The sequence below is a fragment of the Mycobacterium sp. 23 genome (assembly GCF_048287075.1).
Classification (GTDB): domain Bacteria; phylum Actinomycetota; class Actinomycetes; order Mycobacteriales; family Mycobacteriaceae; genus Mycobacterium; species Mycobacterium gordonae_B.
Map to the genome: position 1 here is coordinate 2,438,204 of NZ_JBLVUX010000005.1, position 24,193 is coordinate 2,462,396.

The 24,193-nt window shown below is 63.8% G+C and carries 19 protein-coding genes, 1 tRNA gene and 2 pseudogenes; 13 read left to right on the top strand and 9 right to left on the bottom strand.

Translation table 11 applies throughout. The features are described 5' to 3' along the window. Nucleotide 1 precedes the first annotated feature (1 nt). A complete protein-coding gene (locus ACNQS7_RS12565) occupies nucleotides 2-712 on the bottom strand; it encodes a hypothetical protein (protein ID WP_418012799.1) in 711 nt (236 codons plus the stop codon). A 127-nt stretch (nucleotides 713-839) separates the two neighbouring features. Here ACNQS7_RS12565 and ACNQS7_RS12570 point away from each other — a divergent pair, with 127 nt between their 5' ends. Together ACNQS7_RS12570 and ACNQS7_RS12575 are read left to right on the top strand one after the other, a co-directional pair. After that, nucleotides 840-1,430: a TetR/AcrR family transcriptional regulator gene (locus tag ACNQS7_RS12570; protein WP_418012800.1), complete on the top strand. Its 591-nt coding sequence runs from the start codon at nucleotides 840-842 to the stop codon at nucleotides 1,428-1,430. Nucleotides 1,431-1,765: 335 nt separating this feature from the next. After that, nucleotides 1,766-4,585, top strand: coding sequence for an ATP-binding protein (locus ACNQS7_RS12575; protein ID WP_418012801.1), 2,820 nt, complete (start codon nucleotides 1,766-1,768; stop codon nucleotides 4,583-4,585). Between the two features lie 5 nt (nucleotides 4,586-4,590). Here the strand turns inward: ACNQS7_RS12575 and ACNQS7_RS12580 are convergent, their stop codons facing one another. Further along, complete coding sequence (locus ACNQS7_RS12580; RefSeq protein WP_418012802.1) at nucleotides 4,591-5,235, bottom strand: maleylpyruvate isomerase family mycothiol-dependent enzyme; 645 nt, start codon at nucleotides 5,233-5,235, stop codon at nucleotides 4,591-4,593. A 168-nt stretch (nucleotides 5,236-5,403) separates the two neighbouring features. Here ACNQS7_RS12580 and ACNQS7_RS12585 point away from each other — a divergent pair, with 168 nt between their 5' ends. Beyond that, nucleotides 5,404-7,794: a PPE family protein gene (locus ACNQS7_RS12585; protein ID WP_418012803.1), complete on the top strand. Its 2,391-nt coding sequence runs from the start codon at nucleotides 5,404-5,406 to the stop codon at nucleotides 7,792-7,794. A 15-nt stretch (nucleotides 7,795-7,809) separates the two neighbouring features. After that, nucleotides 7,810-9,756 carry a PE family protein gene (locus ACNQS7_RS12590; protein WP_418012804.1) on the top strand — a complete coding sequence of 649 codons (1,947 nt, stop codon included), beginning with the start codon at nucleotides 7,810-7,812 and terminating at the stop codon, nucleotides 9,754-9,756. 20 nt (nucleotides 9,757-9,776) lie between these two features. On the opposite strand, the gene ACNQS7_RS12595 is transcribed toward ACNQS7_RS12590, so the two are convergent. Together ACNQS7_RS12595 and ACNQS7_RS12600 are read right to left on the bottom strand one after the other, a co-directional pair. After that, complete coding sequence (locus tag ACNQS7_RS12595; RefSeq protein WP_418015971.1) at nucleotides 9,777-10,190, bottom strand: TetR-like C-terminal domain-containing protein; 414 nt, start codon at nucleotides 10,188-10,190, stop codon at nucleotides 9,777-9,779. After that, nucleotides 10,191-10,373, bottom strand: a pseudogene (locus ACNQS7_RS12600) (helix-turn-helix domain-containing protein); the annotation flags it as partial. A 76-nt stretch (nucleotides 10,374-10,449) separates the two neighbouring features. Here ACNQS7_RS12600 and ACNQS7_RS12605 point away from each other — a divergent pair. Next, complete coding sequence (locus ACNQS7_RS12605) at nucleotides 10,450-10,830, top strand: hypothetical protein (RefSeq protein ID WP_418012805.1); 381 nt, start codon at nucleotides 10,450-10,452, stop codon at nucleotides 10,828-10,830. Between the two features lie 24 nt (nucleotides 10,831-10,854). Continuing rightward, entirely contained in the window at nucleotides 10,855-12,135 is a 1,281-nt protein-coding gene (locus tag ACNQS7_RS12610) for a cytochrome P450 (RefSeq protein WP_418012806.1), read from the top strand. A 3-nt stretch (nucleotides 12,136-12,138) separates the two neighbouring features. Here ACNQS7_RS12610 and ACNQS7_RS12615 read toward each other — a convergent pair whose 3' ends face one another. Beyond that, on the bottom strand, nucleotides 12,139-13,080 hold the full coding sequence (locus ACNQS7_RS12615) for an alpha/beta fold hydrolase (RefSeq protein ID WP_418012807.1): 942 nt from the start codon (nucleotides 13,078-13,080) through the stop codon (nucleotides 12,139-12,141). 642 nt (nucleotides 13,081-13,722) lie between these two features. Here ACNQS7_RS12615 and ACNQS7_RS12620 point away from each other — a divergent pair. From ACNQS7_RS12620 to ACNQS7_RS12645, 6 genes and pseudogenes are all read left to right on the top strand, one after another. Continuing rightward, a complete protein-coding gene (locus tag ACNQS7_RS12620; protein ID WP_418012808.1) occupies nucleotides 13,723-15,183 on the top strand; it encodes an exonuclease domain-containing protein in 1,461 nt (486 codons plus the stop codon). Between the two features lie 42 nt (nucleotides 15,184-15,225). Further along, nucleotides 15,226-15,834, top strand: a complete 609-nt coding sequence (gene hxsA2, locus ACNQS7_RS12625) for a His-Xaa-Ser repeat protein HxsA2 (RefSeq protein ID WP_396890947.1) — start codon at nucleotides 15,226-15,228, stop codon at nucleotides 15,832-15,834. Nucleotides 15,835-15,919: 85 nt separating this feature from the next. Then, nucleotides 15,920-16,225, top strand: coding sequence for a hypothetical protein (locus tag ACNQS7_RS12630; RefSeq protein ID WP_418012809.1), 306 nt, complete (start codon nucleotides 15,920-15,922; stop codon nucleotides 16,223-16,225). A gap of 2 nt (nucleotides 16,226-16,227) precedes the next feature. Then, entirely contained in the window at nucleotides 16,228-17,682 is a 1,455-nt protein-coding gene (gene hxsB / locus ACNQS7_RS12635) for a His-Xaa-Ser system radical SAM maturase HxsB (RefSeq protein WP_418012810.1), read from the top strand. After that, on the top strand, nucleotides 17,670-18,839 hold the full coding sequence (gene hxsC / locus ACNQS7_RS12640) for a His-Xaa-Ser system radical SAM maturase HxsC (protein ID WP_418012811.1): 1,170 nt from the start codon (nucleotides 17,670-17,672) through the stop codon (nucleotides 18,837-18,839). Before hxsB ends, hxsC begins: the two co-directional genes overlap by 13 nt. A 91-nt stretch (nucleotides 18,840-18,930) precedes the next feature. Continuing rightward, a pseudogene (locus ACNQS7_RS12645) lies at nucleotides 18,931-19,853 on the top strand (IS3 family transposase); the annotation flags it as partial. 122 nt (nucleotides 19,854-19,975) lie between these two features. Here ACNQS7_RS12645 and ACNQS7_RS12650 read toward each other — a convergent pair. The 3 genes from ACNQS7_RS12650 to ACNQS7_RS12660 are packed head-to-tail and all read right to left on the bottom strand — an operon-like array spanning nucleotide 19,976 to nucleotide 23,140. Further along, the gene (locus ACNQS7_RS12650; protein WP_418012812.1) at nucleotides 19,976-21,133 is read right to left on the bottom strand and encodes an aromatic ring-hydroxylating oxygenase subunit alpha; all 1,158 of its coding nucleotides are present in this window, start codon (nucleotides 21,131-21,133) and stop codon (nucleotides 19,976-19,978) included. A gap of 19 nt (nucleotides 21,134-21,152) precedes the next feature. Further along, on the bottom strand, nucleotides 21,153-21,473 hold the full coding sequence (fdxA, locus tag ACNQS7_RS12655; RefSeq protein ID WP_310784542.1) for a ferredoxin: 321 nt from the start codon (nucleotides 21,471-21,473) through the stop codon (nucleotides 21,153-21,155). A 29-nt stretch (nucleotides 21,474-21,502) separates the two neighbouring features. Continuing rightward, nucleotides 21,503-23,140 carry an NAD(P)/FAD-dependent oxidoreductase gene (locus ACNQS7_RS12660; protein WP_310784539.1) on the bottom strand — a complete coding sequence of 546 codons (1,638 nt, stop codon included), beginning with the start codon at nucleotides 23,138-23,140 and terminating at the stop codon, nucleotides 21,503-21,505. A 62-nt stretch (nucleotides 23,141-23,202) separates the two neighbouring features. On the opposite strand from ACNQS7_RS12660, the gene ACNQS7_RS12665 reads away from it, so the two are divergent. Continuing rightward, nucleotides 23,203-23,796, top strand: a complete 594-nt coding sequence (locus tag ACNQS7_RS12665; RefSeq protein ID WP_310784537.1) for a TetR family transcriptional regulator — start codon at nucleotides 23,203-23,205, stop codon at nucleotides 23,794-23,796. A 293-nt stretch (nucleotides 23,797-24,089) separates the two neighbouring features. On the opposite strand, the gene ACNQS7_RS12670 is transcribed toward ACNQS7_RS12665, so the two are convergent. After that, nucleotides 24,090-24,163, bottom strand: a tRNA-Met gene (locus tag ACNQS7_RS12670). Nucleotides 24,164-24,193: the final 30 nt, after the last annotated feature.

Sequence of the window (24,193 nt, forward strand, 5' to 3'; positions counted from 1 at the left end):
TTCACTTGAATGCCGCTTCGATCCAGTTGGAGAACTCGCATGCCAGATGCCAGCGGTGCCCGGCAACCATGCGACCCAAGGTCGGCAGCGGGAACTCGACGGTGAGGCGGGCATGGAAGCCGTCAGCGGTGTCACGGAACTGGTGGCGCACCGCCCCGATTGGGATGCCGTCGGCGTAGGCAACGCCGGCGAGCTGCCCGGGAAAGGCCCGATCGACCGGGGTCACCACGTGCGAAAGATCCTCGTAGTCAATGAAAAACAGCGCGGCGAGCGGACTGCCCCCATTGGTCTCGAGAACCTCGTGCCGCCCGTCGGCCCCAATGCGCTGGACGAAGTGATCAGGACACGCGCGCAGCAATTCGGCTTCGTCGTTGCGCCGTACGCAGTCCCAGTAGAACTCGACGAATTGCGTCGCCGAGCCGGCCGGCACGTACAGGTCCGTGACGCTGAATCGACGCCGGCCACTGAGCCGTGCCTGCACCTTGGCAATCGCGCCGGCAATCGTCGCGTCGCGGCGGAGTAGGCGGTGTATCTCGTCGCTGCCGAGCTCCAGTTTGGTCCGCAGGAAAGCCTCCCGGCGCTCGGCCAGATCGCCACCAATCGGCACGCTGACCCCCAGTTTCTTTGCCGCGGCGGTGATTCGGCGGTCCTCGTAGCGCAGAACCGCGTCGCGCGTCACGGTACGGCCGCGAATCTCGCTGATGATCGGCAACGGAGAGGCACCACGCACCTTTTGTCCTTAACGCTAGTTTTCTGTCGTTAAGGACACGCTAGGCTCATTTCGTCCGTACGTCAAGGCCGGCCCCGGGAGGTGTCGCGTGCCCAGCGGTGACGCTGCGATGAAACGCCGGACCGGCGGCCGGTCCGCGCGGGTACGCACTGCCGTGCTCGACGCCGCGCTCGAGCAACTCGTCACCCACGGGTATGAGGGCCTGACCGTCGCCAACGTTGCCCGCGCCGCGGGCGTAGCGGAGACCACCGTCTACCGACACTGGCCGACACCTGCCGACCTCGCGGCCGGCGCGGTCGGCCACCTGGCAGAAGCCGACAATCCCGTCCCGGACACCGGCACCCTCGAAGAAGATCTCCGCGCCCTGCTGTCGCAGATCTCCGAGTTGCTGCGCCGGCCGGAAGTCGAGCGGATCCTGCGCGCCGCGGCAGCTTTGGACACTGCCAACCCCAGCTCGGTGGAATCCCGAAAGTCGTTCTGGCAGAAGCGCTTCGCTGGTGCTGCTGTCATCGTCGAGCGTGCTGCGCAACGGGGCGAACTCGGTCCCGACACCGACCCCGACACGCTCATCGAGTACCTCGTCGCCCCGACTTACGTGCGGCTGCTCCTGCTGGATCGGCCCTTGGATGAAGATCTGCTCGAAGGGTCGGTACGACGCACCCTCACAGCGTTCGGCGCAACACCGCCGCGCCGCCGATGAGGCCGCGATGATTCACCTGCAACGAGCCGACGTATTGCTACGGGACGACAGTTGGCAGTTCCAGACACTTTTCGCGGCTTCCAGTGGTTTCGCTAAGCCCGCTGACCCTCTGTCCCGGTCCTCCCTTCACCCTTATTGAATTCGTGCCGAATATCCACATTCGGACGCACGATGATGTGAGCTACCTGAACTGCGACTTGGGATCGGTAGCCCGCTCTGTCGTCAAAGCTTGGCCAACCCGCACTGCGCATTCGGGACAGAAGTGAGACGAAGGGACCTGGCATGCACAACACCATCGCGATGCTGAGCCGCAGCGGCATGTCTGGTCGGCTCCGGTGATCCCGCTTATCGCGAGGGACGCAGACCTTGCGGCGCTGGAGGAAACACTCGACGATGCCCGACGGGGAACGGGCCGGGTGCGGGTGCTGGCCGGCGATGCCGGCATGGGCAAGACGCGCCTGGCTCGCGAGCTCAGCCGCCGGGCCGAGGAGCGCGGCTGCGCCGCCCTGTGGGGTGGATGCCGGGAGCTGGAGCTCGCGCTGCCGTTTCTGCCCTTCTCCGAAGCGATCGACAGCTACCTGGCCACCGCCGATGTGGCGGCGTTTCGAGAACAGCTCGGGCCGGCGGCCGGTGCGGTGGGCGCGATCGTCCCGGAATTGTCCGACGGGGCGCCCCCGGTGGACGATCTTTTCGGTGCCCCGATCCGGCTGCGGCTCTTCGAGGGTGTGGTGACGGTGCTGCGCACCGTGGCGGCCCCGTCGGGTGCGCTGTTGGTGGTCGAGGACGTGCACTGGGCGGATGCATCGACCCGCGCGCTGATCGACTTCGTTGCCCGGCGCACCCGCAAGCTTCCGCTGCTGTTGGTGGTGACGGACCGCTCCGACGAGGGCGGTGCGACCCACCCGGTGCGGGTGATGCTGGACGGGTGGCGGCGCGCCGGCCTGGCCGGCGTGGTGGATTTGTCGCCGCTGGCCAGGGGCGATGTCCAGCGTCTGGTGTGCGCCCGCCTCGATGCCGAGCGGGTCAGCAGCGAGTTGGTCGACATGCTGGTGCACCGCAGTGAGGGTGTGCCGTACGCCGTGGAGGAGTTGCTGGAAGCGGCGATCAGATCAGGACATGTCATCAGGCGCGACGGCGGGTGGCAGTGCTCGGAGCTTTCCGGGTTTCATCTGCCCAACACGCTGGCGCTCGGCGTCTTGCGGCGACTCGGTCGCCTCGAGCCCGAACACCAGCGCGTCGTGATGGCCGCGGCGGTGCTGGGAAACACCTTCGATCCCGGGTTGCTGTCGGAGCTGACCGGGCTGCGGGCCTCGGTGGTGTGGGCAGCGCTGACCGCCGCGACTCGCGCACGGTTGGTGGAGTCCGACCCGGCTCACCGTGGACGGGTGCGGTTTCGGCACGCCCTCACCCATGAGGCCGTGCGTGACGCGGTGCCGGTCTGGGAAGCCACAACCCTGCACAGCCGGGCCGCCGACGCACTCGCTGCGGCGGTTCCGCCGGCGCCGGTGATCGAGCGCAGCCGTCATCTCCTGGCCGCCGGGCGTGCGGCCGACGCCGCGCCCCTGTGCGCGCAGGCGGCTGAGATGAACTCGCGGGCGGGGGCGTTCGCCGAAGCGGCGGCACTGTACGACCACGCGTTGGTAAACGTAGACAATCCGGTCGAGCGCGGCAATCTGCTGTGCGAGCGGAGTCGCATGCTGCTGGCCAGCGGGGATCCGGCGGCGGCGATCACGCCACTGGAAGAGGGCGTGGAACTGCTGGAAGGAGCCGGAAACGGCTTGGCGGCAAAGCTTCTCATCGTTCTCGGATCCGTGCAGCTGGCTCTTGGCCAGCAGCAGGGCGCGCTCGATGCATTCGAGCGGGCGCGTCTGATACTCGAAACCGCTTTGCCGGGGCCGGATCTGGCCTTGCTGTACGCGCGCCTGGCGATGTGGCACGACTCGAACCTCGAAGGTGAGGCTGGTCTGGCCTGCGCCGATCGCGCGCTGGCGCTGGCCGAGCAATCCGATGCCAAGCATGCCCGCGCCGCGGCGTTGATCTACCGCGGAGCAGCGCTGTGTGAGCTGGGCCGCCGCGACGAGGGTATTGCGGTGATCGACCGTGGAATCGCGGAGGCTGTGCGGCTGAGGCTGCCCGAGGAATTCGGCGCCGGCGTCATCATCAGCGTTCTGCAGAAGGCTTTGGCGATGCGGGCAGGCGAGCTGTCGTCGGTAGTCGGCCTGATCCGCAGCGGCGCCCGCGCGCTCAACGTCGGCCCGGCCCCGGAGGTGCTGGCTTCGCTGGTCGATGCCGTGGCGGGACGGTTCCTGGGCGACATCAACCGAACCGAGGCGGCCGCGCTGGCGGTGCTCGAGGCCTCCGAAGCCGTTCCCACCGGGATGTCGTCCTTCCTCGGGCGCGAACTCCTGGCCTGGGTGCGGCTGCAGCAGGGCCGGCTGTCCGAGGCCGAAGCGCTGCTGGACGATCTCGGGCCACGGGACGGCTGGTGGCACCGTATGTGCGGCCCTACCCGGGTGGAACTGGCGACCGCCCGGGGCGGGGACCCACAGGGGGCTGCCGATGTGGCGAGAAGGTTGCTGGCACAGGTGCCCGTGCTGGCTAAAGATCCCTTCGTCGTGAGCACCGTGGTGCCTGTCTTGCTGGCAGCCGGGTCCGCAGCCGAGGCCGAGCACTGTGTCAACGCCACTCTTGGTCCGGACCGCCATCCGCTGGCCGTAGGCGCGGCGGCCGACCTCGCTGCCTACCGCGGCGACTTGGAGGATGCCGTCGCGCTGTACCAGGAGGCCGCCGATGCCGCCTCGGCCGCGGGATACCGCGCGATCGCCGCGGGTTACCGCAATCGGCTCGCCGAGGCCCCCAGGCTGACGCCGGCGGCCGCATCGTCGAAAGAAGCCCGTGCGCCCCACAAGCTCAGCCGGCGCGAGTTGGAGCTGCTGGCGTTGCTTGCCCACGGCAACACAGATCAGCAGATCGCCCAGACCTTGGTCATATCGCTGCGCACGGTGCGATCGCACCTGGATCGGATCCGCGACAAGACCGGGCGCCGACGCCGCCCCCAATTAACGCTTCTGGCAATGGAATTGGGGCTGCTGGAAGAGCAAATCGGGCACGAACACCCGAGTGCCGGGGCCACAACTCTGCGCCTGGCCCGATAGGCCGCTCACCCCCGATTCCCAAGCCGGGCGTTCAGCACCGGTTGCCCCGGGCCGGCCAGCTCCCCGATGGCACTCGGCCGACCGGTGATCGCCATCAGCACAGCTTCTGCCGGTCCGGTGACTTCCGGCCCCGAGCCGTGAGTCCAGTCCAGGTCCGTCGCGGTCAGGCGTAAACCCCGGGCGAGGTGCCACGCCGGCAGTTCGGGACTGTACAGGCAGGCCCCCAGGACCCACCGCAGCCGTTCGGCCGGGATCTGCCGAGGCATACCCAGTGGACGGCGGATGTCCTGGTGATGGATGGTGACGTCCAGCAGGGCGAGTCGGCCCCCGAGAATCGTGGCCAGCCCCTGCGGTCGGAGACCAGCCCGCAGGCTGTGCAGGAGCTGTTCGGCAGTGAGGGATGCGAGTTCGTCGACACCCGCCTGGTTGATGTGGAGAATCCGACCGCGGATGGCGCGGCGAAACATGCCGTGAAGACTGACTCCGTCAAAGCTCATGACGTGAGCGACCACGTCCCGTACCCGCCAGCCCTGACACAGCGACGGTGCCTCCCACTGCCCGGGCGTCAACGTCTCCAGCAGATCAGCTAAGTCCGTGCGCTCGGCGGTGGCCATCTCCAGACCGTCCACGGCATCACTTCCCAAAACCATTCGGTAGACAGAAGTCTCTCACTTATGCGCGATCCACTCCCGACCACCGTAATAAATACCCACACGGGCCGGCCGTCCCGCCGATGGGGTATTTCGACCCCTTTACCGCGGCCGGTGCGCGCGCCACCCTGAATGCCGAAAGTGCTGGGAGACGGAAGGTTTGAGGCGATGAGCTTCCTAGTGTTGCCACCGGAGATCAACTCGGCCCAGATATTCGGCGGTGCCGGGATCGAACCGATGTATGGCGCCGCGCAGGCTTGGGGCAATCTAGCCGCGGAATTAGGGTCAGCCGCAACGTCTTTCGGCGGGGTGACCTCGACGCTGACCAGCGCGTCCTATCAGGGTGCGGCATCGCAGGCGATGATGAAGGCCGCCGCGCCTTATGTCGGCTGGCTCACCACGGTTTCCGCGCAAGCCGATGAGACGGCCGCGGCCGCGCGAACTATGGTGGCGGCATTCGAGAAGGTGCAGGCGGCGACGGTTCACCCCGACCTGATCGCACTGAACCGTGTGGTGGTGTCATCGCTCGCGCGGACAAACCTGTTCGGTCTGAACTTCCCGGCCATCGCAGCAGTCGAGGCCGATTATGCGGAGATGTGGGCCCAGGATGTCGGCGCGATGCTGGGCTATTACGCCGACGCTTCGAGCGCTGTTGCCGCGTTGCTGCCGATCGCCGGATCGCCGGCGGCGGCATCAGCTGCCGCATTGCCCGCCGCGTCCACCAGGTCACTTGACTTCGCCCTCGGCCTGGCGAACGCCGGGATGAACGACCTGGGCATGGGAAACTTCGGCTTTGGAAATATCGGCAACGCGAACTTCGGTAATTCCAACGTCGGATCCGCAAACATCGGCGACGGAAACGTCGGCTCCGCGAACGTCGGCAGCCACAACTTCTTGTTCGGAAACCTGGGCAGCAACAACCAGGGCATCGCCAACCTGGGCAACTTCAACATCGGTATCGCCAACAAAGGCGACCACAACATCGGCATCGGCCTGACCGGCAACAATCAGGTCGGCATCCAGCTCAACACGGGCGTCAACAGCTTTGGCCTGTTCAATTCCGGTGACGGAAGTGTGGGATTCTTCAATTCGGGCAAGGGCAGCTTCGGCTTCTTCAACTCGGGAGACTTCAGCACCGGCATCGGGAATTCGGGGTTGGCCAGCACCGGCTTCTTCAACGCCGGAAACCTCAACACGGGCATCTTCAACTCGGGTGCCGTCAACACGGGTGCTTACAACGCGGGTAGCTACAACACCGGATCTTTCAACCCGGGCTGGGTGAACACCGGCGACTTCAACATCGGCAGCTTCAACACCGGTTCCTACAACTCCGGCAACGTCAACACCGGCGCATTGAACACCGGCAGTTTCAACAACGGCATGTTCAACATGGGCAACTTCAACAACGGCATGTTCTATACCGGCAATTTCCAGGGCAGTCTGCACGTTCAGATCGGCGTACCCGCCGTCACCCTGCCCCCGATACATATCCCGTCCGCCCATCTCGGCGGATTTTTTGCGCCGAAGATGGTCATACCTTCGATCATCAACAACTCACAGTTCTCCATTCCCTCATTTCATATAGGTGGGTTCTCGGCGCCGACAATAACGATTCCGGGAATAAACCTTCCGAGCGTGCACATTCCGCAGTTCCAGACACCGCCGATAGCAGTGGGCGGTTTCACCGCACCGACGATATCTATCGGGAAGTTCAACCTCCCCTTCGTACAACTACCGTCCATGTATCTTCCACTCGCGGCGAACTTCCAAGTCGGTGGCGACCCGGCCCAGACATTCGGGAAATTGGACGGGCTCGGCACCTACATTAACCTCACGAACGTTTTTATCCCGCCGATCCTCATAGGTGATCCGGGGGTTCCAATAAAATACTTTTCAATGAATAGCAGCGGTAACGAGATAACCCAATTCGGTTCCAATGGTTTCATCTCCGCCTTCAACCTGCCAACGATCGGTTTGACGTCGTTCAACGCCCCGATCATCACCATTGGGGCGCCCGGGGGCTACAACACACCGGTGATTTCGACGAATAGTTTCACCGTCCCGCCCATCAACCTGGGCGGCTTCGACACGCCGACAATCACCATCCCCCCGGGCCCCCTCACGCCGACGGTGGTTATTCAGAGCGTCAACATCTTCCCCTTCGACGCGCCGGCCATCGACGTCCCGAGCGTCACCACGGACCCTGTCACGATCGCGCAAATCAACATTCCGGCAGCGCCCGGGTTCTTCAACACCACCGCCGCCCCCTCGTCGGGCTTCTTCAACACAGGCCTCGGCGGCAGCTCCGGCTTTGCCAACAGCGGCGATTTCGTCTCGGGCTACCAGAACACAAATCCGTTCCCGTTCTTGAACTTTGGCACCTCGGGCGTCAACGTCACAGGCCAGATTTCCTCAGGATTCATGAACTTCGGCAACGCCGTATCAGGCATGGGCAACGTCGGCGAACTGGGCGCCGGGCTTGCGTACAACTTTGTGTCGGGCGTAGAGAACATCGGCCACAACCTCGCCGGCATCTTCCAACAGGGCACCTCGTCCTAGGGGAGGTTGGACATCATGTCGTTTGTGAACGTGGCACCGGAGCTAATCGATTCGGCTGCAGGAGATTTGGCCAGCGTCGGGACGACGCTGCAGGCCGCCAGGGCGGCGGCGTCGGGCTCGACGGCGGCGGTGTTGGCAGCGGGGGCGGACGAGGTTTCGGCTGCGATATCTCAGTTGTTCGGCGCCTACGGCCAGCAGTACCAGGCGCTCAGCGCGCAGGCGGCGCTGTTTCACGAGCAATTCGTCCGGGCCTTGACGTCGGGGGCTGGGGCATACGCGACCGCGGAGGCGGCCAATGCGGCAGCCGTCGCGGACCCGTTGACGACCCTGGTCGGTCAGGTCCAAGCCACGGGGTTGTTCAACTACGACCCGGTCAAGATGTTGACGGGCCGCCCGCTGTTCGGCAACGGAGCCGATGGGGCCGCGCTGACCGGACAGCGGGGCGGCGACGGCGGGTGGCTGATCGGCAACGGCGGCAACGGGGGCTCCGGCGGAACCGGGCAGGCGGGTGGCGCCGGCGGATCGGCGGGCTTGTGGGGCCACGGCGGTGACGGCGGGGCCGGCGGAAAGGGCCTGCTGCTGTTCGGCGGCTCCGGCGGAAGCGGCGGTGCCGGAGGGGCCAACGGGCTGCTCGGCGGCGGGGCGCCGGGGGCTGGCGGGGCGGGCGGAGGCGGTGGGGTGAACATCTTCAACGGTCCTGGGGGCCATGGCGGAAATGGCGGCGCCGGTGGGGCTAACCGGCAGTTGTTCTCCCTGTTCGGCGGTGCCGGCGGTGCCGGAGGCGCGGGTGGCAGCGGCGGCGGCGGCGATGCCGGCGTCAACAACGCCGCACCCGGGGGCGCCGGCGGGAACGGCTATCAGGGTGGGGCGGGCGGAAACGGTGGTGCCGGCGGCGCGAATCTGGCACTGCTGGGCGGCACCGGCGGGGTGGGCGGTCTCGGCGGCAACGGCGGCGTGGGCGGCCACGGCGGCAGCGGCGGAAGCGGCGGCCTGACCGCGGGAGCCGGGGGCGCCGGGGGCGATGGTGGTGCCGCCGGTGCCGGCGGGGCCGGCGGCGCCGGGGTCTCGCCCGGAGGAGGGTATTACGGGCAGGCCGGCAACGGCGGCGCGGGCGGCACCGGCGGGACCGGGGGTATCGGCGGCACCGGCGGCTCGAACGACGGCTCCTTTGCTCAGGATTACGCCGGCCAGGGCGGCCAGGGCGGTCACGGTGGCGCCGGCGGGGCCGGCGGTAACACCAGCGGCAGCGGAGTCAACGGCACCGGCGGCGGCGGGGGTAAGGGCGGCACCGGCGGCCTCGGCGGTACCGCCAAGAACGACGCAGCCAGCCTCATTGCGGCCGTGGCCGGCGGCGGGGGTGGTGGCGGCGCCGGCGGGAGCGGCGGCCACGCCGGTAGCGGTGGGGCTTTCGCCGGCGGCGACGGGATCGGCGGCATCGGCGGCACCGGCGGCTCCGGTGGCACCGCCACCACCGAAACCGGCGGCAACGTCGTCGCCAAGGCAGTTGGCGGCCTGGGTGGCGGCGGCGGCGCCGGCGCACCCGGCGGCGGGTCAGGCACGGGCGGCGGCGGTGGCGCCGGCGGCACCGCGGTATTGCAAGCCGCCGGCGCCGGAGGCGGGGGCGGAGGCGGAGGCGCCGCGTACGCCGGCGGCGCCGCGGGAGCCGGCGGCACCGGAGGTTCCGCGTCCTACGCCGCCATATTTGCGGCCGGGGGTGCGGCCGGGAACGGCGGCACCGGCACCGGCGGCGGCGGTGGGGGCGGCGGCCTCGAGACCCTTGGGTTCCCCTTCACCGGGGGCGCCGGCACAGCCGGTGCCGGTGGGGGGATGGGTGGCCCCGGTGCCAACAATGGCGGTTTCCCCAACGCGGGAGGTCACGGCGGCACTGTCGGGGTCGGAGGCTTCGGCGGCTCAGGCTGGGGCAACGCGGTCAGTAATGACGGCGGTGACGGGCAGGTCTGACAGCTGCCCGCGCCCCGCAGTCAGCGGGGAGCGAGTCCACTTGTCAGCGTGTCGATTAGCCCGTCGTACCGATCGAGCGTTTCGCTCACGGGCGTTGTCGCACTGAGTATCCGATACAGGATCGCTCCGATCAGGGCGTCGGCCACAGCCTCGATGTCGGCGCTGGCCTGAATCTGACCGAGAGCTATCCCTTTCGTTAACCGGTCCTGCACCGCGTGGTGAACGCGACCGGTGAGTTGCCGGTAGAGGCTGTCTCGATCGTCGAGGTCTTCAGCAGCCGCCGCGGCGAGTGCCCGGATCAGTGCGACATTGTCCGGTGCTGCCGTGCGCGCCGCGTATTCGCGCATCCAGGTTCGTAGGTCATCGACGCAATCGCCGGTGTCGGGAAGTGTGAAGTCGGCGGGCGGGTATTGCTGCATGACGGCTTCGGCCACCAGGGGCGCCTTTGACGGCCAGCGCCGATACACCGTCTGTGTGCCGACCCCAGCTACTGCGGCCACCTTGTCCATCGACACCCCGGCGTAGCCGACATCAACAAGCAGTGAGCGTGTCGCCGCCAGAATCGCCTCGTGCGCAGCGGCACTTCGCGGTCGCCCTCGGCGGGGTTGGCTCACCACACGACCGTAATCCCGTCGCCCTGTACGCCGTGGGCGCCGTGTGACATGATTTACGAGAAAATTAATCTCGTAATTTGTGGTCGACAACCGGGAGAAGGTGCGAGTGCGTCAAGTCGTCTCCCTCATCGAGAAGAATATGACCGGCAGCGATAAGCGAGGCGTGCAGATCCGCCCGGCACACGGTGCCGCCGCCATCAGCATCGGCCTGGCGCACTTCGCGGCGCCGCAAGCGTTCGAGCCGTTCAACCGCCTCGGTTTCCCCCAGCACGCGCGCGCCTTCACCTACATCAACGGTGGCATCGAAACGACGCTCGGGATCCTGACGGCCGTTCCCCGGACCAGGCGACACGCAAAAGCTCTCGGGCTGTGCTACATCGGGTATCTGGCGACCTGCATCCTCGCAACTCAGGTCCGATTGCGACGGGGACTGAGCCGCGATCGCCGACCGATCGGGTAGCCGAGCATGGCAAAGAAGCAGACCATGCAAGGAGCAGCAGAAAGCGCCAGACTGCTTGGCCGCGCCGCCCAAATGAACCTGGCCGCCGCCATCCGGACGCGCCGACGTGGCTACGACGGTTGGACGGGCGCGGTCAACACCGACTACGACCCGCAAGACCCGGTCACCGCCGCTCAGCCTTTTGACGCCTACCGGGCACTGCACCGCAGTGGTCGCGTGCATTACAACCCAAGGCGCGCAACTTTCGTCGTCAGCCGGCTTGACGACGTGCGCGCGGCGCTGCGCGACACCGACCAAGTCACCAGCACCCAAGGGGTCACCCGACTGAGAATGTCCGCGCCCCTCGCCGTGCTCACCGACGGTGAGGAGCACACCCGCCTGCGCAAGCAGGTTCAGCCTGGATTCAGCAAGGGGGCCATGAACTCCTGGCAGGCGATTATCGAGAAGCTGGCCGAAGAACTCGTCGCGGGTGTGGTGAACAACCCCGGATGCGACGTGGTGCAGCAGTTGGCAATACCAATGCCGATACGCCTGATCGCACGGATCCTCGGGGTGCCCGACGACGACGTCGGCGACTTCCGTCGATGGTCGGAACGCGCCGTCGGAGTCATGGATCTGAATTCCACGCTGTCGGGATTGATTGGTGCCGCAAGGTCAATGACAGCAATGGCCGCGTTGCAACGCTACTTCGTCAAGCAATTCGCCGCAGGGAGCCTCAAAGGCTCGGACACCGTGCTGGGCCGGCTCTTGGCACACAACACCGATGGCAGCCTGACCGACCGCCAACTACTGCTCATCGCGATCCATCTACTCATCGCCGGAAACGAAACGACCACCAACCTCCTCGGTGGCATGTTCGACACCCTCGCCCATCATCCCGATCAATACGAAATGATCCGTGCGCGGCCCGATCTCATCCCGCTGGCCATCGAAGAACAGTTACGCATCAGCACTCCGATCCAGAACCTCTACCGCTACACCCGGGCGGACTATCAAATCGGTGACGTCACCATTCCCAACGGTTCACGCGTTCTCTTGTCCTTTGGAGCGGCCAACCGCGATCCCACGGCCTTCGAGGAGCCCGACCAGTACCGTGCCGACCGCAACCCGCGCTCTCACGTTGCCTTCGGCTACGGCGCCCACATGTGTCTGGGCGCACCACTGGCGCGCATGGAAGCGCATGCGGTGCTACGACAACTCGTCGAACACGTCAGCCGGATCGAACCCATGGGCCCCACGACCTGGTCTACTCACAGCTCGCTACGCGGCCCGACTCGACTACCCATCCGGCTGGACACCGGGTGACTGTCAGCTGCTTGGACCGATGAATTCCACCCCGGCGCGAATAGCCGGGCGGTGGCGCAGGATTCGGTAATGCGCCAAGCGGCCCAGCCCTTGGGTGGTCATGAATTGTGCGCCTTGCCACGCGGTGGCCAGGCGCTCGGTGGCGGCATAGGGGCTGTCCGGGTCGTCGGGGTCGTGGATGAGAAGCAAAGGTGGGTAGTTGGCTCGCCGACCGATCCGCGTCATGTTCGTCTCTTCCAGCGGCATATCGATTCGTTTTTCCAGACGACGGTGCAGGCCCGCGCGGATCCGGCGACCGAATCCATGGCGTGCGGCGAACCAGTCGAGATAGAGAGGAAAATCGCCCATGGGCGCGAAGAAGACCAAGCGCCCTACGGGTGCGCCCTGCGCCGCCGCCAATGCGGTCGCATTCGCTCCGAGTGAGTGAGCCACCACCGCGTGGGCCGGCCCGTGGGTCTCGATCATGGCCGCGATCGCGTCGGCGCACTCAGTGGCGGTAGTACGCCCGGGCGCAAGCTCACCTGGATCAGATTCGTTGTGGCTGGGCAGGTCGAACGCGACGACTCGATACCCCGCCTCGACCAGCGGTTTGACGAAGATGGCCAGATGCGCGCGCTGGCCGCCCCAACCGTGTACCAGATATACCGGCGGTCCCTCGCCCCATTCCTCACCGGCGACCCGATGCCCATCCCAATACGCTTCTACTGGCCTGCCCGGGGACACCCCTGGCGGCATGCGCAGAGCCGACTCGAGAACCGGTGGGGTGCACCATAACTCGACTGCCCACCGCGATCCCAAATAGGGTGCGAAGCGCTCGAGGAACCAAAAGAGTCGGCGCACTTTGGGAGCGACCGGGGGAAGGACTCCGGAGCCGTTGACATCGAGCGGGGCAATTGCGCCGGCCTGTGCTTGTGGCGACGCCGGTCCAGGAGATCCTTCAGTCATCAATCGCGATCGTAGAGTGTTCCCAAACCCATAGAAAATGGCCCCCGGGCTTGCGCCTGAGGGCCATCCCACTTTGTAGCGGGGACAGGATTCGAACCTGCGACCTCTGGGTTATGAGCTAGCAACCAGGGGTTCTCGGCTGTTCCTGTGATCTCGTTTGCAGGTCAGGTTGGGTTAGGCGTTCGGACGGTTGCGTCGTGATGCGCCGGATGGAGGTGGTTTCGCAATTTGATTCCCGAATTCGTTCCCAGAAAGGGCCTCTACTGCATCCGCGACGAGAGCCGAGGCGGCCCGGTGAGAAAAATCCTGTAGGACCCACCAGAAGCCACACATTTGTCGCCTCGGCTTTGTAGTGTCACCTCGCAGACACGCAACAACGATGTCAGATCCGGGGGGATTGTGAGTGCACAGCCGGGTTGGTATGTCGACCCGTGGGGCCATGCCGAGGTGCGTTGGTGGGATGGTGCTCGATGGACGCACTGGACGTATCCACCGGCGCCGCTTTGGCCAGCGCCAAGGCCCGCGTCTAGGCCGGTCCCTCCCGAGGTGAACGGCGTCGAAGCTGTTCGATCAGTAGCGAACAGGCCGCGCCAGACAGGCGACGGGCTCGCAGCCCTACTTGTCGGAGCAGAATGCGTCACGGTGGTCGATGTAGAGACCACTGGGCTGTATCGGAGCGATCGGATCGTCGAGATAGCGATCGTGACAATGGATTCCACCGGCAATGTTATCGACGAATTCGACACCCTGGTCAACCCACTGCGTGATCCGGGACCGACGTGGATACACGGTGTCACCGCATCGATGCTCGCTGAAGCGCCGACCTTTGAGGACATCGCCGATCATATCGCCGCCCGCATACATGGCACCGTTGTCGTCGCTCACAATCTTCGCTTCGATGCTCGAATGATCGACCAAGAATTTAGTCGGACCGATGTGCAAATCGATTGGGGCGCCGGCTTGGACACCCTGCAAGTCACCGGATGCAAGTTGGGCGTAGCGTGCGCTGAATATGGCATCCGCCAACAGGGCTCGCACCGCGCACTGTTTGATGCCAGGGCCACCGGCCAACTGCTATTTGCGATCTGGGAATCGTTCACTCGCACCTGCCTTCCGGTCGCGGTCACTCCCCTGCATCACGCACCCGCTAAGCGCATATTGACGAGGGACGGATTCGCGCACGTTTCTATTGACGTCCCATATCTCGCGAGCCTGGCTCGCGGGGTTCATGCCGACCCCGACGTAGCCGCCTACGTCAACTTGCTAGATCGAGCTGTCGCAGACCTACAGCTCACGGCAACAGAACGAACTGAATTGGCTACTTTGGCAGCCGAACTCGGTCTGAACAACCGGTATCGAGAACACGCACATCGCGAGTTCCTCAATGGGCTCATAGATGCCGCGCTCGAAGACTCCATCGTCACCGACGACGAACTCGACCAACTATGCCGAGTGGCAGCGCTACTCGACTTAGATGCCGAGACGGTCACGCGGCGGACCAACCCCTACCGCCTCACCGACGACACCATCACCCTAGAACCCGGGTTGCAGGTCTGCTTCAGTGGCGCGGCCCTAGACGAACTCGGTAACCCTATCGATCGAGAGGCCGTCCTTGAGCCCGAAGCCCGTTGCCGCGGACTGATCCCCAAAGACACTTTCACCAAAGCCTGCGGGCTTGTTATCGCCGCCGACATTGCATCGCAATCGTCAAAGGTCAAGGCAGCGCGCCGATATGGTACGCCCGTCGCTGCCCTCGCGGACTACCGCTGGGCGCTAGCTTCGGGCCAAGCTCTGCCCGTTACTCGGCTGGTCACCGTTGGTATTGCGCAGGTTTGCGGCAGATGCGGTGATTCCTGGATGGCCGCACGTCGTGCTACCAAGCCAGTCTGCCCCAGATGCCGCGGCGCTGCGCGGACCACTGCGGGCAATGCGAGAAGGTCTTCACAGCAATCGAACGTGCCCACAAACAACAGCGGGCCGCCAGCGGTCGAAACGCTGGTCTGCACCATATGCATGGGCACCTGGGAGCGTGCCCGTACCCGCGGACGCCCACCAAAGCGATGCCCGACATGTGCTGAGAATAAAGAAGAGGCGCGTGCATGATGCGGACAAAAGTGGTTCGAGGACTAGTTCCCAGAGGTGGGAATGCGTGAACGACCAAAGATCTTGAGCCTTGCTTCGGCGCTCGCTGCCCTCGCCGCGCCGGTAGTCACTCCACCAGCCGCGGATACGGCAAGCTCGGATGATGCCCAGATCGCTAATAAAACGGATCGGAAGGAGCGAAGAGATAAGAAAGTCGTCCTGCAAGCGGCCTCGGAGCTAATGAGCTTCACCGTGCACCAAACCAGCGACGGCATATTGTTCCCTCAGCACGGATCTCACGTATCCCATTCGTCGCACTCGTCGCATGTGTCCGGCGGCGCCCCAGGCGCGCCGTACGTGCCGGATGTCCCATACGTGCCAGGCACGCCATATGTCCCTGGTGCTCCTGGTGTGCCATACGTACCGTATCCGCCCTACGGGCCTACCACCACGCCGCCGTCGACGACCAAAAGCTCGCCGGCGCCAATGAATCCGTCTGATGTAGCCCGCCTCGCGTGTGCGCGGGCGAGCAGCGGGTTCGGAGTGAATCAAATCGCAACCGAACTCGAGCGACTCTACGGGCTCTCGGAGCAAGAGGCCGTAAGCATCGCGAATCAAGCTTTAGCCGCTGTGCATGGAGGTGGACATTACTGTGACGGCTACCCTCATTGACTACCAATGATATTGCTCTCATGCTCTACAAGGATTAGATGTCAGCGGCCCCTCTATCTGCGCGCTGAGCGGCGAGGTAAAACCGATGAGTAAGCTGTCAAAGTCCGATATTGTCGTCGAGTTCAACGTCTCGCTGCAAAATCTTGGCGCACTGCAGGAAGCCGCGTACCGTTTGATCGGCCAGGCCGCTTGCCAAATTGACGAAGTGAATGGGCGCTTCGTTTGCCGACTTTCACCGTCGCAGCAGTGGCTTCAAGGCGACGAGTTGCGTAGCTATTTTTTAAATTTGGTTACTGACGAAAATCTTCGCGAGAAAATTGGCCGGGAGACTAACCGGTTGCGCGACGTCATCGTGGCTTTGGCGTTCGGGTCTCTAGTCGACGAGGAATGACGATGGGCCATTTCACCTCACCTGACTCCTTCCGCCCCGATACGAATGCGCTTCAACTCTTGCCTATCCGCTTCGAACGGCTTGACGCGGAGCGATTCCTTGTCGGGAACATGGTTGGCGACATGGCTGAGATGACCGCTTCCGAGCTAGACCGCCTTTGCGCGCTCGATCTCACGCCCGGTGACGGACTCTATGAGCGCGCCTTCGAAAAGCTTTTTGTTGGGTCGGTTGATCAGCGCGCACAGCAGCAGATCTTGGCGCTTCGTTTGCGTAGCCGGCTGAGCTTCCTGCGAGCGGCCACTCCGCTCCACTTGTTCGTGGTCACTCTCCGATGCGAACACTCGTGTCCGTATTGCCAGGTCTCCCGACAAAGCAGGGACCGTGTCAGCTACGACATGGACCGGGAGACGGCGTCGCGGGCGCTGGATATTGCTCTATCTGCACCTGCTCCGCTTATTAAGATTGAATTTCAAGGAGGTGACCCGCTGCTCAACTTCGAACTGATCCGATGGATTGTGGTGACTGCAAAGCAGCGGGCGGCCACCCGTGGAAAGCAGCTCCAGTTCGTGATCGCTACGAACCTCGCCCTGCTAAGTGACGAAGTGCTCGATTTCTGCGCTGAACATGGCGTTCTGTTCAGTACTTCGCTAGACGGTCCTCGAGATCTACACAACAAGAATAGACCGCGCCGCGGCCAAAACAGTCACGAACTCGCGGTCGCGGGCATTGCACGCATTAAAGAACGCCTCGGCCCAGATAAGGTCTGCGCATTGATGACGACCACTAAGGCGAGCCTTGATCAAGTCAACCGAATTGTCGACGAGTACATTAGGCTGGGGCTTGACGGCATCTTTCTTCGCCCACTCTCTCCCTATGGATTTGCTATCAAAACCAAGCAATTCCATAAGTATGGCGCGCAGGACTGGTTGCAATTCTGGAAGAATGGTCTTCGCTATATCTTGGAGATCAACAAGTCTGGGCGGCGCTTCCCCGAATTCTATTCGGCGCTGATCCTTCGACGAATGCTCAGTGACGAGCCCATCGGTTACGTCGACCTGAGAAGCCCGGCGGGAATTGGACTAGGGGCGCTTGTCTACAACTACGAGGGCACCGTGTTCGCGTCTGACGAGGCCCGGATGCTAGCGGAAATGGGCGACCGCAGCTTCGAACTCGGTAACGTGCGCGAGCACACCTACCGAGATCTCGTGCTCTCTGACACATTGGTCTCGGCGGTCGCAAATTCGTTGACCCAAACGGCGCCGCAGTGCTCGACGTGTGTATTCGAGCCCCACTGCGGCGCAGACCCCGTGTATCACCATGCAACCCAGAATGACGTATTGGGCATTAAGCCTCTATCCGAGTTCTGCGAGCGACAAAAAGGTGTCATCACGCACCTGTTTGAGCTTCTGGAACATTCTCCCGAGGATGCCGCCATTCTCCGGAGATGGGCATCGTGAAACCTCTTGTGCTCGCGGGAGTTTCGTCGACCGCCGACCTCGCCGACTTGAGCGCAAAGCAACAGTGTTGGCGGCTTCGCTCGCCGGTCAGCTATCCAGTGGGTGTTCGCGATGCCGCGTTGATCGCAGACCATCGCGACTGGGAGCGGGCGCACGCCCGTAATTTCAGGCTCGCAGTCGGTCGCGGTGCCCGTCCCGACGGCATGTCGTTGAGCTATGTACGTGTGCCTGCAGGCTTCGCCGAGCTCTGCGAGGGCGACGTCCTTGCGATCCATCCACGCTCCGGTCGCTTGCGGGTGCTCTACCGTCGCTCATCGAGGCACAATTTTTTCCTAGTTACGGAACGCTGCAACAACTTCTGCTTGATGTGTTCGCAACCGCCGAGGAAGGTCGACGACGGTTGGTTAGTCGACCTAATTGCGCAAGCTCTTCCGTTAGTCGATCCAGCGACGCGCGCGCTCACGTTCACCGGTGGCGAGCCTCTTACGGAATGGCGTCGCTTCCTAGGGCTACTCGAGCTGACACGTGATTTGCTTCCGGACACCGCGATTCACGTTCTCACCAACGGTCGTGCCTTTGCTACTCCGGAAGTCACAGACGCTTGGGCGGCAGTTGACCATCCGAAGCTTTCTGCAGGCATACCAATCTATGCGGCCGTCGATAGCATCCATGACTACGTCGTTCAGTCGAAAGGGGCGTTCGACGAGACAGTCCTCGGCGTGCTTCGACTCAAGGACCACGGTCAACGAGTCGAAATCCGTATCGTGCTTCACGCCGTCACTGCGCCACGGCTACGCGAGACATGCTCGTGGATCGCACGGAATCTGCCGTTCGTGGATCACGTCGCCCTGATGGGTATGGAGCACACCGGCTTTGCGATCGCCAACGACGACAAATTGTGGATCGACCCAGTCGACTACCAGGAGCCATTGAAGGCTGGCGTCGACGTGCTCTCGACGGCTGGGGTGAACGTCTCGATCTACAACCTGCCGCTCTGTGTTCTCGACCCTGATGTCCGGCCTTTCTCGGTGCAGTCGATATCGGATTGGAAGAACGCCTACGTCGAAGAGTGCGGGGGCTGCTCGGCCCGCGGAAAGTGCGCGGGCTTTTTTTCTAGCGGACGTCCAAAGATCAGTCGCGGCGTAGCTGCGATTTAGTTCCTCCCTACTGAGCTGAGCCCCTCGTAGTGGTCCAGTCGCTGTGAGACTCTGTTGCCCGAGTGTTCGGGCAGGAAGAATCAACTTCGATATGGCATCGAACAAACGCCGGCGGCATACGCCGGATCAGATCATCCGCAAACTCGCCGAGGGCAACAAACTCCTCGCGTCGGGCCAGGAGCTGGCCGAGGTGTGCCGGCATCCGGAGATCGCGGAATCGACGTGGCACCGCTGGCTGGCTCAGCACGGCGGCATGAAGGCTAGTGACGCCAAACGGCTCAAAGAACTCGAAGCCGAGAACGCCGGCCTCAAAAGACTGGTCGCCAACCATGCCCTCGACATAGAGATGCTCAAGGACCTCTCAGCGGGAAACTTCTAGCCCCGAACCGCCAACTCCGCGCAGTAGAGTTGCTGCGCAAGCGGTTCGGGGTATCGCAACGCCGGGCGTGCACCGTGGTAGGCATCCACCGTTCCACGATGCGGTTGACGCCGCCGCCGATGACCACCGAGGAGGCCGAGCTGCGTGCCTGGTTGCGGCGGTTCTCCACGGATCGGCCACGTTGGGGGTGGCGGCGGGCAGCGAAGATGGCCCGCCGGGCGGGCTGGCGGGTAAACAACAAGCGCATCCGCCGACTGTGGCGCGAGGAGAGGCTGCGGGTGCCGCAGCGCCGCCGCAAGAAGCGTTTGACCGGTATCGGTGTCGCCGTGGGTGCGATGTCACCGATTCGTCCGAGCGTTATCTGGGCGATGGACTGTCAGTTCGACACGACCGCCGATGGCCGCACACTGAAGATGTTGAACGTCATCGACGAGTTCACCCGCGAAGCCCTCGCGATTGAGGTCGATCGCTGTATCGATGCCGACGGCGTCGTCGATGTCTTGGGCCGCCTATCCCTGACACACGGCGCGCCCCACTATGTGCGCTTCGACAACGGACCTGAGTTCGTGGCGCACGCCGTCAGTGATTGGTGCCGATTCAACAGCACCGGTTCACTTTTCATCGATCCCGGCTCGGGCCCAGGGGTCGTCGATGATGCGGTCAGCGCGTTGGGCTTCGGCGGCCCGGCATTGCAGCATCCATAGGCTGGTGGCCGAAACGCCGTGCAGTGCGTCGGTTTGCCCGCCCATGGCATGGTCTAGCGGGTAACGAGCGGATTGTTGGCGTTGAGCACGGCGTCGTAGGAGGCGTGTGCGTTGGCGATCGCGGGTTCGTTGCGTCCGACGAGGAGCTGTTCGAGTAGGCCGGTCTCGAGGTTGACTTGGGTGCGTGCAGCGGTCGGGAAGTCTTCGTTGAGTACGACGTTGAAGAGGAACTCGTTGAGCATCTCGGCGCCGGCTCGGGTGTCGTCGTTGTCGATCGGTGTCCAGCTGTAGCTGGTGAATCGAAACGACGACGTGTTGGGGGCGGGGCCGGGGTCGAGCCGTGTCAGCGCGACCATGGGGCCGGCTACGACGAGCCCCGTGCTGGGGAAAATGTTGTAGATGAACTGCAGGTAGTCCATCGGGTCCCACTGGTCGTCGGGGGCGTTGACCATGTCGCGCGCGGCCGGCGAGAGCGCGGTCATGCGGTGGTTGAACCCGTACTGTCGGTATAGACCGGTGTTGCCGATGTTCGCTGCTCCCACGGAATCCTTATGCAGGTAGGCGACATGGTAGAGCTCAAAGCCGGTGTCGTTGGCTAACTTCCAGTTGATGTCGACTTCGGCGGTGCGTTGCCGCACGGGGTGCAGAGAGTCGAAGCCCAGATCTGCAAGCTCGGGTCCCAGCTCGGCCAGGGCGGTGTCGACGTCGATGTCCTCACCTGGGGTGGGTACCACGAAGAGCAGGCCGTGCCGCTCAGCTGAGGGTAGCTCGATCAGTCCGTTGATAGTTTTATCGATGTCGCCGAACGTCGGCGCGTGCGCGACCCCGACCAGGGTGCCGCGCAGGTCGTAGGACCATGCGTGCCAGGGACAGGTCAGTCGGCGCGCTTTGCCGCATCCCTGCGCGACGGTGGTGCCTCGGTGGCGGCAGGCATTGAGGAAGGCATGGAAGCCTCCGTCACCATCGCGGGTCAGGATCACCGGAATCCCGGCAACGGATTGGGTCGAGTAGTGCCCGGGCGCTAGATCCACGCTCATCGCAACCACTTGCGGGTACTTCAGGAACAGGGTCTCACGTTCCCGGTTCAGCACGTCGACGTCGCAGAACCGCGCAGCATCGAGGGTGACCACGTCGTCGCCGAGTGTGGTGGATTTCGCGGCGTCGAGTTCGAGCAACGCGCGCATCGCCTCCAGCATGTCTTCACGTCGCATTGAACCTCCCAAGTGGTAATCAGAGTTGGCGTGCAGACAGTGACTTGATGGGCTCGGGATCGTGGTCGAGCACACCGAGTTTCGTTGCGCCGCCGGGTGAGCCGAGTGTGTCGAAGAAATCGCGATTGTACTGGGTGTAGTGGCTCAGCTCGTCGGGGACGTTCTCGTCGAAGTAGATCGCGTCGACGGGGCAGACCGGCTCGCAGGCGGCGCAATCCACGCATTCGTCGGGGTTGATGTAGAGCATGCGGGCGCCCTCATAGATGCAGTCGACAGGGCACTCGTCGATGCACGCTTTGTCCTTGACGTCGACACAGGCGTCGACGACGACATAGGTCATGGTGGTCCTCCGGAAGGATGTGCGTTTCGTCAGAGCACCGCGGAGGCGTGGCGGGCGTTGAGCGCCTCGACTGCCTCAGTGCCGCCGTTCCAGCCCGGGATGCCAGTCACCCCCGGTCCAGCGTGCGTGCCTTGTCCGCACATGAACAGGTTGTTCACCGGGGTGGCGTACTTGGGTTCGCCTGGAGCCATCCGGTTGTCCCACATCTGCAGCGGCGCCAGGGTGCCGTGTGTGAAGTCTCCGTTGTGGGCGCTGAAGGCACTCTGAAAGTACCTGTCGGACATGGTCACCCGGTCGATGATCCGTTCGGAGAACTTCGGCGAGTACTTGTCAATCGAGGCGATGCACGCGTCGGTGTAGGCGTCTTTCATCGTGCGGTGCGTCTCGGGGTCCAGCCCGTAGGGGAAGTAGGGCGCGTAGATCGTCGCGCTGTGGAATCCCTCCGGCGCCAGCGAATGATCCACCATGCTGGGCAGGTACAGGTAGCAGATGGGTTTGGATGGACACGCGTTGAAGCGATATTCATCCCACCCGTCGGAGACGTATTCCGCCGACGGCAAATACGCGAGGGTCGGTACGGTGTGTCCCTGGTCATGAACATAAGGCTGTAGCCACTCGACGAATTCTGGCTCCCCCTCGATGGTGAGGTGCGCCTGCAGGTAGCCCAGGTCGTAGTTGATCTCTTTGAGTTTGCGGACATACTCGTCGGGAAGGTGTTCGTCGCCGACGAGCTCGCGGAAGGTGGTGTGCGGGTCAAGGCTCGACAACACGATGTCGGCCGAAATCCGGGTACCGTCGCGCAGCGTGACACCCGTGGCCGTGCCGTCGACCAAGTCGATTGACTTCACCGCGGTGTTCAGGCGTACTTCGGCGCCCATCGATTCAGCGCGGTGCTGCAGCGCAGAACTCAGTGAACCAATACCGCCGCGCGGCATGAGGATCCGGTCGCTGGCCTCACCCGGGCTGCGGACCAGGTAGTGATACAGCATCGAGGTGCCCGAACCCGGAGTCCAGGGACCACCGTCGAAGCCGTCGATGGACATCGCCGCCATCGATCCCTGGATCGGATCGCCGACCCCTTTGGGTAGGAAGCGACGCACGGTGTCCATGGCGCTGCCAAACCACATCTGCGCGAAGTCCCGGCGGGTCTGGGGATCGGTCTGTTCAGCGATGACCTCGAAGACGTTCACATTGGGATCGAAGCGGGCCTTATCGAAGTAGGGCTCGAATTTCATCAGGTGGGCGAAGAAGTCGCCCATGCGCATGGCGACGTCGGGGCTGTGGTCCTCGAGCATGTGCTGTGCCATTCGCTCGGGGTCGTTGTACATCACAAAGGGGGTGTCTTCAGGCTCGCCGAACGTGCATGCCGACGACCACTGCTCGACCAATTCAAAATCCCACTTACTCAGCTCGAGGCGTTCGGTCATTAGTTCCGACCACACCAGTACCGCCCAGGCGCCGACGCTGTGCTTGAAGCCGTCGAAGAGTTGTCGCGTCGCCGCCATCCCGCCGACGAACCGTGCCCGCTCGAGAACCAGGACGCGCGCCCCGGCCTTGCTCAATACGTTGGCGGCCGTCAAGCCGTTGTGCCCGGCGCCGATGATGATCGCGTCGTAGTCAGCCATAGCGGTTTCCGTTCTTGTCGTGGTCGCTCGCGAGACCACCATGTCACTGGTGACAATTTTATGTCAATAGTGTCGCACAGATGTCATTGGGGTACTCTCCGACGATGACGAGCAGCTTCACCACTCGCGAGCGCACCCGCCAATCTCTGCTCGCCGCCGCGCTCCGGCGTTTTCTCGATCAGGGTGTTGCCACCACATCGGTGGCCGATATCGCCGCCGACGCCGGTGTCACCAAAAGAACCTTCTACCGGTACTTTCCCTCGAAGGAACACATCCTCTTCAGCGATTACGACGCGCGACTGGACTGGTTTCGCGCCGCATTGAAAATGCGTCCTCCCAAAGAACCGCTCGTTACGTCGGTGCGAGCCGCCGTCGAGTCGTTCCCCTACGACGACGCGCTGCTGGAAATAGCTCAATTACGCACGCGCGAACTAGAAGTCGACATTCTCAACGCGCACCTGCGACGCGTTCAAGCAGAATTCGCCGACGAAATCGTCCAACATCTACGCCGGCTTCGACAGGACTCAGACGGGAACGATGTCAACGCCCTTCTCCACGATCGCTTGCAAGCTCAAATCATCAGCTCTGCCATGTTCACCGCTCTCGACATCTGGCTGGCAACAGGCGACGGCGACTTCGAAACCCTTGAACGCCTCATCGACTCAGCCCTGGACATCATCGCCCAAGGGGTCCAGTAACTCCCATTCGCCGAGCGTGATCCGGCATAGACCAATGAGTTTGTACTCGAATCTCAATCGGCCTTGAACTACCCACGGCGGACACGCCCGGCCGAGCTGTCCTAATGTGGACACGACCCACCAACCCAAGCCGCACAACGGCTGGACCACTAACCGGGTCCCCCTCACTACCATCCTGACGCCAGCGCAATGGAAAGTTCACAAATTCGTTAGCTTTTGCAAAGGTCCCTAGAACGACTCCCAACGGCAAGAAAATAGCCCCCAGGCTTGCGCCTGAGGGCCATCCCACTTTGTAGCGGGGACAGGATTCGAACCTGCGACCTCTGGGTTATGAGCCCAGCGAGCTACCGAGCTGCTCCACCCCGCGTCGGTAAACGCAAGGTTACCCAACGCGTGG

Coding starts and splice junctions, on each gene's coding strand:
- ACNQS7_RS12570 (WP_418012800.1), top strand. CDS start 840: ATGAAACGCCGGACCGGCGGCCGGTCCGCGCGGGTACGCACTGCCGTG.
- ACNQS7_RS12580 (WP_418012802.1), bottom strand. CDS start 5,235: ATGGTTTTGGGAAGTGATGCCGTGGACGGTCTGGAGATGGCCACCGCC.
- ACNQS7_RS12585 (WP_418012803.1), top strand. CDS start 5,404: ATGAGCTTCCTAGTGTTGCCACCGGAGATCAACTCGGCCCAGATATTC.
- ACNQS7_RS12590 (WP_418012804.1), top strand. CDS start 7,810: ATGTCGTTTGTGAACGTGGCACCGGAGCTAATCGATTCGGCTGCAGGA.
- ACNQS7_RS12610 (WP_418012806.1), top strand. CDS start 10,855: ATGCAAGGAGCAGCAGAAAGCGCCAGACTGCTTGGCCGCGCCGCCCAA.
- ACNQS7_RS12615 (WP_418012807.1), bottom strand. CDS start 13,080: ATGACTGAAGGATCTCCTGGACCGGCGTCGCCACAAGCACAGGCCGGC.
- hxsA2 (WP_396890947.1), top strand. CDS start 15,226: ATGCGTGAACGACCAAAGATCTTGAGCCTTGCTTCGGCGCTCGCTGCC.
- ACNQS7_RS12630 (WP_418012809.1), top strand. CDS start 15,920: ATGAGTAAGCTGTCAAAGTCCGATATTGTCGTCGAGTTCAACGTCTCG.
- hxsB (WP_418012810.1), top strand. CDS start 16,228: ATGGGCCATTTCACCTCACCTGACTCCTTCCGCCCCGATACGAATGCG.
- hxsC (WP_418012811.1), top strand. CDS start 17,670: ATGGGCATCGTGAAACCTCTTGTGCTCGCGGGAGTTTCGTCGACCGCC.
- ACNQS7_RS12650 (WP_418012812.1), bottom strand. CDS start 21,133: ATGCGACGTGAAGACATGCTGGAGGCGATGCGCGCGTTGCTCGAACTC.
- fdxA (WP_310784542.1), bottom strand. CDS start 21,473: ATGACCTATGTCGTCGTCGACGCCTGTGTCGACGTCAAGGACAAAGCG.
- ACNQS7_RS12660 (WP_310784539.1), bottom strand. CDS start 23,140: ATGGTGGTCTCGCGAGCGACCACGACAAGAACGGAAACCGCTATGGCT.
- ACNQS7_RS12665 (WP_310784537.1), top strand. CDS start 23,203: ATGACGAGCAGCTTCACCACTCGCGAGCGCACCCGCCAATCTCTGCTC.